Origin of the sequence: Labilibaculum sp. K2S, from assembly GCF_030372765.1 — a bacterium.
Lineage (GTDB): Bacteria > Bacteroidota > Bacteroidia > Bacteroidales > Marinifilaceae > Labilibaculum.
The window spans coordinates 1-1,398 of sequence record NZ_JAUCMW010000065.1 but is presented as its reverse complement, the minus strand read 5'-3'; the positions used below and the strand labels follow the sequence as shown (position 1 = coordinate 1,398).

The 1,398-nt window shown below is 38.4% G+C and carries 2 protein-coding genes; both read right to left on the bottom strand.

The features are described from left to right. Window positions 1-470: IS91 family transposase (locus QUH73_RS20695; protein ID WP_442913435.1), on the bottom strand; the 470-nt coding region annotated here is incomplete at its 3' end. Then, window positions 451-1,290 (bottom strand): tyrosine-type recombinase/integrase, encoded by an 840-nt coding sequence (locus QUH73_RS20690; protein ID WP_289532347.1) that lies wholly within the window; start codon window positions 1,288-1,290, stop codon window positions 451-453. The genes QUH73_RS20690 and QUH73_RS20695, both read right to left, overlap by 20 nt. Between the last annotated feature and the right edge of the window lie 108 nt (window positions 1,291-1,398).

The window sequence follows — 1,398 nt, the reverse complement described above, 5'->3', positions numbered from 1 at the left end:
GTTTGTGTCCAGGTATGTAGCACCGCAACCGCACCAGTTTGTGCTCCTAAAAATTTCGGGTTACTTGCAGCCTTACTAACAGCCTGCCAGGCAGATTGAAATAATGCATCATATAACTTCTTCTGATTCAGATAAAACAGAGGGTTCAATAGGTGTGGAATGGTAAATACTATATGAAAGTGTTTGCAATCCAACAACTTTGCTTGCAGCTTATCTACCCATTTGGCTTGCTTGGTAAACTGGCACTTGGGGCAGTGCTTGTTTCTGCACGAATTGTAGGCTTGCCTTTGGTAATTGCAGGAATTACAGTAGCAGGTGTGTCCGTTAAGTTCACTTGTTCTGCATGCGCAGATATCCCCAAAAGCCTTTCGTTGTTGTTCAAACAAGTTATAGGAATTCAAATATTGCTTATTTTCTCTTAAAATATCTGCCAGATCGTACTGGGTTCTTCTATTTTCCATCTTGTCCATTCGCTTTGTTTGTATCTATTTCCAATAAATCAGGCATATTTATAGTACTGGTATCGGCTAGATGAAGGTAAATGGCTGTTGTTTTCATTGAACTATGTCCTAGCAATAACTGAAGTTGTTTTAGGTTTAATCCTCTTTCAAGCATATGAGTTGCAAAGCTATGTCGAAGAGTGTGCGGAGTAATCCTTTTGCTAATTTTAGCTTTTATACTCGCACGTTGAAGAATTCGACCAAATGAGGTCGCAGAATAGCTGACTCCAGCACGATAACCTTCAAATAAAAACTTGGTAGGACGATACTGCCTATAATACTCACGAAGAATTCGAAGTAAACTGGATTTTATAGGTATTTGCCTCTGTTTACCTCCCTTCCCACACTTTACAATGATCATATTTCTTGCAGAGTCAATGTCTTGGGGATGCATAGACAGAATTTCATTTCTTCGCATTCCTGTAGCATAACCAAGCGATACCAAAGCATGATGTTTGATATTGCTTATGCACGACAATAAGGTTTGAGCTTGCTCTGGGGAAAGAATCTCTGGTATTTTTTTATGAATTTTAGGACGCTTGACTTTAAATGTTGACCATTCCCGTTTTAGAATATCGCATTGCAGAATGCGCCATGCTCCAATGGCTTGGTTGATTGTAGAATTTGATACGTGGTCGTTGTTGATTCTGTCTGCCAGATAGAGCTTGAATTGCTCCAAATCAATTAAATCAGGAGATAAATGAAAATGTAATGAGAGGCGTGTTAGACTGGAAATGTAACTGCTGATAGTACGTGGACTCAAATTGCGGATCTGCATCTCAGCAATCATCAATTCTCTAAGACTTTTTTTTCATGACTAAATAATTTAATGAACAAATATTTAATCAAGTTACAATCTTATTTTTAAGCTACCGCCAAAGGCGGTTTTTGTTCAACT